The sequence below is a fragment of the Streptomyces sp. NPDC005070 genome (assembly GCF_053600395.1).
In genome coordinates, this window is record NZ_JBSFZS010000026.1 from 68,458 (window position 1) to 76,279 (window position 7,822).

General features: G+C 72.1%; 7 protein-coding genes. 3 read left to right on the top strand and 4 right to left on the bottom strand.

Annotated features, from left to right (window positions below; all coding sequences use genetic code 11):
- Nucleotides 1-6: 6 nt before the first annotated feature.
- A complete protein-coding gene (locus tag ACWEBX_RS12020) occupies nt 7-948 on the bottom strand; it encodes a TauD/TfdA family dioxygenase (RefSeq protein WP_451884754.1) in 942 nt (313 codons plus the stop codon).
- A 182-nt stretch (nt 949-1,130) separates the two neighbouring features.
- Here ACWEBX_RS12020 and ACWEBX_RS12025 point away from each other — a divergent pair, with 182 nt between their 5' ends.
- The 3 genes from ACWEBX_RS12025 to ACWEBX_RS12035 are packed head-to-tail and all read left to right on the top strand — an operon-like array spanning nt 1,131 to nt 3,069.
- The gene (locus tag ACWEBX_RS12025) at nt 1,131-1,349 is read left to right on the top strand and encodes an MbtH family protein (protein WP_355761344.1); all 219 of its coding nucleotides are present in this window, start codon (nt 1,131-1,133) and stop codon (nt 1,347-1,349) included.
- A complete protein-coding gene (locus ACWEBX_RS12030; RefSeq protein ID WP_451884755.1) occupies nt 1,346-2,461 on the top strand; it encodes a hypothetical protein in 1,116 nt (371 codons plus the stop codon). Before ACWEBX_RS12025 ends, ACWEBX_RS12030 begins: the two co-directional genes overlap by 4 nt.
- 2 nt (nt 2,462-2,463) lie before the next feature.
- On the top strand, nt 2,464-3,069 hold the full coding sequence (locus ACWEBX_RS12035) for a hypothetical protein (protein ID WP_451884756.1): 606 nt from the start codon (nt 2,464-2,466) through the stop codon (nt 3,067-3,069).
- A 62-nt stretch (nt 3,070-3,131) separates the two neighbouring features.
- Here the strand turns inward: ACWEBX_RS12035 and ACWEBX_RS12040 are convergent, their stop codons facing one another.
- The 3 genes from ACWEBX_RS12040 to ACWEBX_RS12050 form a co-directional block, all read right to left on the bottom strand.
- Entirely contained in the window at nt 3,132-4,283 is a 1,152-nt protein-coding gene (locus ACWEBX_RS12040; RefSeq protein WP_451884757.1) for a sensor histidine kinase, read from the bottom strand.
- Between the two features lie 39 nt (nt 4,284-4,322).
- Nucleotides 4,323-5,621, bottom strand: coding sequence for an MFS transporter (locus tag ACWEBX_RS12045; RefSeq protein WP_451884758.1), 1,299 nt, complete (start codon nt 5,619-5,621; stop codon nt 4,323-4,325).
- The coding region (locus ACWEBX_RS12050; RefSeq protein WP_451884759.1) for a serine hydrolase at nt 5,618-7,822 on the bottom strand (2,205 nt) is incomplete at its 5' end. The genes ACWEBX_RS12050 and ACWEBX_RS12045, both read right to left, overlap by 4 nt.

The following is a 7,822-nucleotide window of genomic DNA, read 5'->3' on the forward strand; positions in this document are numbered from 1 at the left end:
GCGCGGTCAGTCGGACATGGCGACCAGCACGCGGCGCGCTCCGGAGTACGCCCGGCGGCCGTGGCCGACCAGGACGTTGTCGATCAGCAGCAGGTCGCCCCGGCGCCAGTCGACGTCGACGGCCGCCGCGAGCCCGCGGTCACGGATCTGGTGGACGTGAGCGGCCGGGATCGGGCTGCCGTCGGCGTAACTGACGGACTGCGGCAGTTCGTCGGCAGGAAGGACCTTGGCCAGCTCGGCGGCGGTCTCGTCGCCCAGCCCCGCGGGGTGCCACTGGTCGGCCTGGTTGAACCAGACCTCCTCGCCGGTGAGCGGGTGCCGCAGGGTCGAAGCCCGGTCCTGGGTCACCCGGAGCGCGTCACCGCGCAGCCACTGCCAGCTCGCCCGCGTACCGGTGAGGAACTCCTCGACCTCGTCCTTGCTGCCGGTCTCGAAGGTGTCCTGCCAGCTCTTGCCGAGTCCGCGGCCGCCGTGCAGGTTCTGGGTGTACCGGACACCGCCCGCGAAGGCCTCGCGGACGTCGTCGTCGAGGGAGTCCAGCCACAGCCGGCCGTCCACCACGGGAGTGGCACCACCGGTCCCCGGGGCGACGGCGCAGTAGAAGAGCAGCCGGGCCGGCCACTGATGGGCATAGGACATTTCGTTGTGCATGGAGATCACGTACTCGGCCGGGTACTCGGTCGAGGTGTAGACGTTGTCGCCGACCTTCGTGCGCGGGGAGTTGCCGTGCACGTACGCGAGCCGGTTCGGCAGCAGCAGGTCCATGACGGTGTCGAGCGCGCCCTCGGGCACGTCGAACCCCCGGAACACCAGCGCCTTCTCCTTGGCGAGAAGCTGCTCCAGACCGGTGAGCGAATCCAGATGGGCGACGAGGCCGTCGGCGTCCGCGGTGACCCCCGCGTCGGCCGGTCCGATCTCCAGTGGTTTCCATCCCTGACGGTGCTCCATTGAGACCGTGACCTCCCGGTGTGGCGGATCGTGCGCTCCTGTCCCGGTCATCCTGCGGAGGGCGGCTATATTCCGGCCATACTCATCGGTTCCCGGCATGAGCCCGCTGGTATAGAGGCGGTATAGGACAGCGGCCGAGCATTCCCCGGAATCCCTTTCCGGAAAATGCCGAGGAGCATGTCATGGCCGAAGAATTCTCCGACGACGCCCTCTACCGCGTCGTCCTCAACGACGAGGAGCAGTACTCCATCTGGTGGCTGGAGCGTGAACTGCCGGACGGCTGGCGTGCCGAGGGCACCGAGGGCACGCGCGAGCAGTGCCTGTCCCGCATCGAGGAGGTGTGGACGGACATGCGGCCGCTGAGTCTGCGCCTGAGCATGGAGCAGTCCGTCCTCGCATGAGCACTTCCACGCCATCGGGCCGCCCCGACCGCGCCGAACTGGTGGGGTGCTGGCTGCTGTCGGTCGCCCTGCTCGCGACCAGTTTCGGCGTGGTCTGGGACGTGCAGTGGCACGACGACGTCGGCCCGGACACCTTCTTCACCGCCCCCCACATGCTCATCTACGCCGCACCCACCCTGGCCGGCCTGACCGGTGTGGTGATGGTGCTCCTGCGCACCGGCGTCTGGCGCGCCGACCCGGACAGCGTGGCCGCCACCGGCCGCTCGGTCACCGTGCTGCGCGTCTTCCGGGCCCCGATCGGATTCTTCGTCGCCGGCATCGGCGCGGCCGTCGAGCTGATCTACGGGGTGATCGATCTGTGGTGGCACACCGTGTACGGATTCGATGTCACCCTCAATTCGCCGCCCCACGTGGGCCTTTCCCTCGGGGGACTGACCATCTGCGTCGGCACGGTGCTGGCGTTCACCGCGCTCGGGGACCGGACGGTCAGGCGCTGGGGGGTCGCCCTGTCCGTGGCCACCTCCCTCACCTCGATGATGTTCGCGCTCTTCTGGGCGCAGCCCTTCGAAGTGTCGATGACCGCGGTCGCCCTGTTCGCCCTGCTGATGGTGGCCGGCGTGACGCGTGCCACCGGCTGGGTCACGTTCACCGGACTGCTCTTCGGGGCGCTGCACGCGATCGACTGGTTCTTCGCCCCCTGGATCACCCGGATCTACGCCGAGAGCCTGGGCATGTCACTGCGGGACAACATCTCGGGCGAGCCCACCCTGGCGTCGCTCTACCCCATGGTGCTTCCGCTGATCGCGGTCCTGGTGGAAGTCGCCCTTGTGGTCCTGCGGCGCCGTGGACTGACCCCGAGGACCGCCGTTCCCGCGGTCAGCGCCGTCGCCGCCCTCGCGATGGTGCTGCTCTACACCCCGCAGCTGGGCAACGGCTTCTCGCTGCTCACGATCGTGGCGGCAACGGTCCTGGGCACGGCCGCCGGTCCGCTGGGCTGGTCCGCGGCCATCGCCCTGCGCAGGCTGGGTCCGGGGCCGGGCGTCTCGTCCCCGGCTCCGGCGGCGCCGGTCCCGGCGCCCGGGCCAGGGCTGCGGCCCGCGATGGAGGTGTGAGCATGCGAGGACACACCGCGCGGCCGGGCGGCCGCGCGCGGAACCTGCTGCGCTCGCTCGCGGGGGTGCTTCTCGCGGTGCTGGCGGGAACCTTCGTGGCCCCCGCCGCCTCGGCCGCCGACGCCGATGCGCCGGCGGTGGTGCACGCCGAGCGGCTACGGGTGGGCCCGTACGACATCGAGGTGTCCTTCTCCGACTGGCCGCTGTACGCCGGCCGTTCCCTGGACATGACGTTCCGGACCGACCGGGGCATCGCGGGACGCACCGCGCGGCTGCACCTCATCGGGCCGTCGGGCGAGGACTACGGCAAGCGGGGCGCCGGCCTCGGGCGGGCGCTGCCCCGGTACACCCGCTCCCACGACCGCTGGGGGCTGGACGGCACGTTGCTGCCGGACGAAGGCACCTGGCGGTTCGAGCTGGCGGTCGAGGGGCCCGAGGGCGCGGGGCGGGGCAGTCTGTCCGTCCCCGTGGGACCGCGGCCGGGGCCGCCCATCGAGGCGAGCTGGGCCGTGGGACTGCTGCCGGCCATCGCCGCGGTCCCGATCTGCCTCGCCCTGTGGTGGCGTGGCCGTGGCAGGCGTGGCACCGCGGTCTGGACATGGGACTGAGCCGCACGACGGGCGAAGAGCCGGCCCGGGTGGATAAGATCCCCCGGGCGGGCTCTTCGCCGTCACGAGCCGCAGGGCAGTGTCACCGTCAGTACGGTCGGCCCGCCGACCGGACTGCTGAGGGCGAACGTACCGTCCGCGGACGCGACCCGCTTGGCGAGGCCGCTGAGCCCGGTCCCGCCCGCCGCATCCGCGCCGCCGACCCCGTCGTCCGAGACCAGGACCAGCAGGGTGTCGCCGATCCGGCCGGCCGTGACCTCGACGCGGGACGCCCCGGCGTGCTTGATCACATTGGTGAGGGCCTCGGAGACGACGAAATAGGCGACCGCCTCGACGGCAGGTGAGGGCCGTTCGGCCAGTTCGACGTCGAGCCGCACCGGCAGCGGAACGCGCTCGGCTAGGCCGGACAGCGCGGCGTCGAGGCCCCGGTCCTCCAGTACGGCCGGATGCAGACCGCGTACCAGATTGCCCAGTTCGGAAATGGCTTCCTTCGCTTCGCGGTGCGCCTCGTCGATCACCTTGCGGGCGTCCTCCGGGAGTTCGCCGAGCGTGGCCTTGGCCAGGCCGAGTTGCACGGCCATGGCGACCAGCCGCTGCTGAGCGCCGTCGTGCAGGTCCCGCTCGATGCGGCGGCGCTCGGCGTCGGCGGCCTCCACCATGCCCGCCCGACTCTCGGTGAGGTTCTCCACCCGTCGCTCCAGGAGCTCGGCCCGGGTGGGGCCGAGCAGCCCGGTGGCCGCGAAGACGTCCAGCCGGGCCAGGCCGTGGCACACCCAGGTGGCGAGGGCGAGCACGGCAAGGCCGGCGCCCATGACATAGGCCGCCGTGACCGAGTAGCCGTGATGGGCCAGACGCCACTCCAGCGGGAGCTGCCACACCCAGACGTACACCGTGGCGGCCACGAACCCCAGGACCCACAGGGCCAGACCGGTCAACGCTCCCAGCGCCACCCCGGGCCCGGCCAGAAGGTGGTATTTCGCCTGGCGTCGGCTCGTTCTCGGATCGTCGGCCGAGGTGTGCGCTATCTCCACGTCGAGCATGGCCTGAAAGCGATATCGCTGGACCAGCGTCATGGCCGGTCTCATGGCGGGAACCAGCGCGCAGAAAAAGGCGACGAGTTGAAGGGGAACACCGACGGTCAGGAAAGTGAGGGTCTGCCACATCTTCCATAAGGGGTGCCGCAGCCACTGGATCAGTCGGTGGAGGGATTGCATGAACAAAAGCTTAGCCTCAGAGGGAAGTCGGGCCGGAAATCACGAAAGGTCCGCAGCGGGTTCGGCCAGGGTCCGCCGCCCGGACACCACCACGGCCGTCACGAGGAGCAGCACACCGCAGACGACGAGCCCGGTCGGTGCGGCGCCGGCCTCGTCCAGCAGATAGCCGCCGCACAGCGCCCCCAGGGAGTTCGCTCCGGAGGCCAGGAAGCGCGCCGTGCCGTTCACCCGGCCCTGGAGCTCGTCGGGGGTGTGCTGGACCTGGAAGACCCAGGCGGTGACGCTCAGTACGCCGACGATCGAGGTGGTGGCGGTCAGCAGGACGGCCAGCCCCGCGGGGTCGCGGACCCATGCGACCAGCGGCGTGATCAGGACCCACAGCACACAGCCGGCGAGAAAGACGGCACGCAGACTGAAGCGCCGGCGCAGCCGGGGCGCGGCCAGCGCCCCGGCGAGACCGCCGAGACCGCCGCAGCCGGTGACCAGGGCGACGAACACGGGGGAGCGGCCGCTCTGCTGGATGATCACCATGACGGTGAGCATCAGGATCTGGAAGGCGAAGTTGCAGCCCGCGAAGAGCGAGACCAGCAGGCGGGCGACCCGGTGCCGCCACAACCAGAGCACGCCCTCCTTGATGTCCGTGTGCAGCGACTGCGCGCGGGCAGCCGCGGCAACGCCCCGGTTCTTGCGCATCAGCGCGACGCACACCGCGGCCACCGAACTCGCCAGTGCCGTCGCGGCGAAGGGCAGCCAGCCCGCGACGGCGAGCAGACCACCGCTGCCGGGCTGGCCGAGCAGGCCCATGGCCTGCCCTCGTGCCTCGTTCTGGGCGAGCGCGGCAGGGAGCTGGCCGGGGGCGACCACCTGCCGGACACTCGCCCGCTCGCCCAGGTCGACGACGATGCCGCGGGCGCCCTCGAGGAACGCGGCCGCCATCAGATGGGGCAGCCAGATGTGTCCCAGGAACACGGCGACGGCCACGGCCGCGATCGAGAAGGCGCCGAGGACGTCGCACCAGAGCATCAGCCGGCGCCGGTCCCAGCGGTCGACCAGGGCGCCGGCGGGCAGTTGGACGACGAAGTTCGGCAGGGAGGCGGCGAACCCGACCAGACCGGCGTCCACCGCCGAGCCCGTGTGATAGAGCGTCAGCAACGGGAAGGCCGTCATGCCGACCCGGGTACCGAACTGTGAGACGCCCGCCCCGGCCCACAGGCGGATGAACTCGGCGTTCCTGCGCAGGGGGACCGGCGGACGGCCGGACGCGCCGGCCGTCCCGCGGGCGCCCTCGGACTCCGGGGAGCTTGCGGAGTCCGAGGGGCTTCGGATGTCCTCGCTCATCGCGGCTGCACGGCCGTTTCCGCCGCCGCGTTCTGCCAGAAGCCGGTCAGACGGCCCTTGTCCGACCAGCCCGTCGACATCAGATGGGTGACCAGCTCCCTTCCGGAGGCGGCGTTGGTGAGCACCACGGCACCCGACCCGGCATGGGCGCGCATACCGAACATCGCCTGGTATCCGGCCGCCTGGCCCCCGTGACCGAATTCGAGATCGACGCCGCTGTGGTCGACGATCGTGCCCCAGCCGTACGGGCGGTCGGACTGCGGGGTGAGCATCTCCCGTACCGCCTCCTGCGGGACCAGCGCGCCCGGCCGGCCCAACCGGCTGTCCCTGACGCCCAGGACGAGCCTGGCCAGATCTCCGGCGGTCGTCCACAGACCGCGCGCCGCCGACTCCGGATAGACCTCGTGGCCGCCGGGCAGAGGCACGCCCTCCAGGTCGTGACCGCGCGCCACGGGGAGACCCGAGGTCTCCGGGAAGGCCGGGTCGAAGCCGCTGTGCCTCATGCCCAGCGGTTCGAGCACGAGCCGCCGCATCAGCTCCGGGAACGGCTCGCCGGAGAGATCGGTCATCGCCTGCTGGAGTACGCAGTAGTGGGCGTTGTTGAGCCGGAAGACCTCGCCGGGAGCGAACTCCCGTCCGACCGGGACCGGTTCGGCCGGCGACCGTCCGTGCAGGAGGTCGAGGACGGAGGGAACCGGTTCGCCGATCCGGTAGCCCGCGCGGCTCGGCGGCTCGGCGAGTCCCGCCAGATTCGCCACCAGGTGCCGGAGCGTCACGGGCGGAGCGTCCCCGGCGCCGGGAGCGGGCAGATGCCAGGAGCTGAGGCAGCGGTTGACGTCCTCGTCGAGGTCGAGGCCCCGCTCCTGGGCCAGTCGCAGCAGGCCGAAGGTCGTCACATGCTTGCTGATGGAGGCGGCGGCGAAGAGCGTGTTCTCATCGACGGGTTCGTCGCCGTCCGCACCGAGACGGCCATGGCTCTCCACCGAGGCCAGTTCACCGCCCTCGATCAGTGCGATCGCCGCTCCCGGGATGTGGTGGCGGGCCATCACCTCGGGCACCGAACGGGTCGCGACCCGGTGGGTGGCGCGGGTGGTCCGGGTGGCCGTGGCGGCGGCGTCGGACGTGCCGCCGGCCCGGCCCTCGTCGGCCGGCGAAGGCGCGGTGGTGAGGGTGATCAGCGCGGTCAGTTCGGCGAGGTGCTCGTCGGCCAGCCGCTGTACCGTCGCGGCGTCGTACAGCCCGGAGCCGTACGTCCAGCGCAGATACAGCCGCCCCTCGTCGAACACGGCCGCGACATCGAGGAGATGGTCCCGTTCGGCGCCGGGGTTCGTCCGCGCGGAGGGCGCGGCGAGCAGGGCGAAGCCCAGCTTCGGACGTTCGGCGGAGCGGAGCTCCGCCGCCAGCTCCGGGTCGGGCGCGAGGTCGCGCAGCACTCCGTACACATGGCGCGGCGCGGGCAGTTCGGCGAGCTGCCGGCCGACGGAGCGGAGCAGGGCGGGCAGTTCGCGCGTCCGGGGCAGCCACAGAGTGAGCGGGACGCTGTCGGCGAGCGGCCCCACGGTCCGCGAGAGATCGGTTCCCGCGGCGGAGCCGTCGCGGGGGTCGGTACGCAGATCGAGGGTGATCCGGTCGCGGCCGGTCCAGCGGGTCACGACGCGGCCCAGGGCCGTCAGCAGCGCCTGCTCCGGGTCGTACCCGGCGAGCAGGGCACGGGAACGCTCCGGTGAGAGCACCGCGGTGACCGTCCGGGCCGAGCCGTGGGAGTTGTCCCCGCCCGGGTGGTCCACCGGCAGCCCGCCCGCGCGTTCCTGGCCGATCCATTGGTGGGCCTGGTCCGCGGTCTCGGGCCGCGCGGCCAGCTCGGCGGTCCTGCTCGCCCACTGCCGCAGGGGCGTGGGCACGGACGGCAATCGGACCGGGGAGCCCTGCGCACACATGCGGTAGGCGGTCTCGACGTCCTCGGCCACGAGCGCGAGGGAGGCCGCGTCGGCGGCCAGCTCGTGCACGGTGATCCACATCTCGGAGGCGACGTCCGAGGCCAGCAGCCGTTCCTCGCCGACGTCGCACAGCGTGGCCTGGAGGACCGGCCCCGACGTGGGGTCGAGCCGGTCGCGGGCCGCGTCGAGCGCCCGCGCGACGGCGTCGGCCCGGTCGGCCACGGCCGTCCCGCGCAGGTCGACGACCTCCAGCAGCCGAGCGGA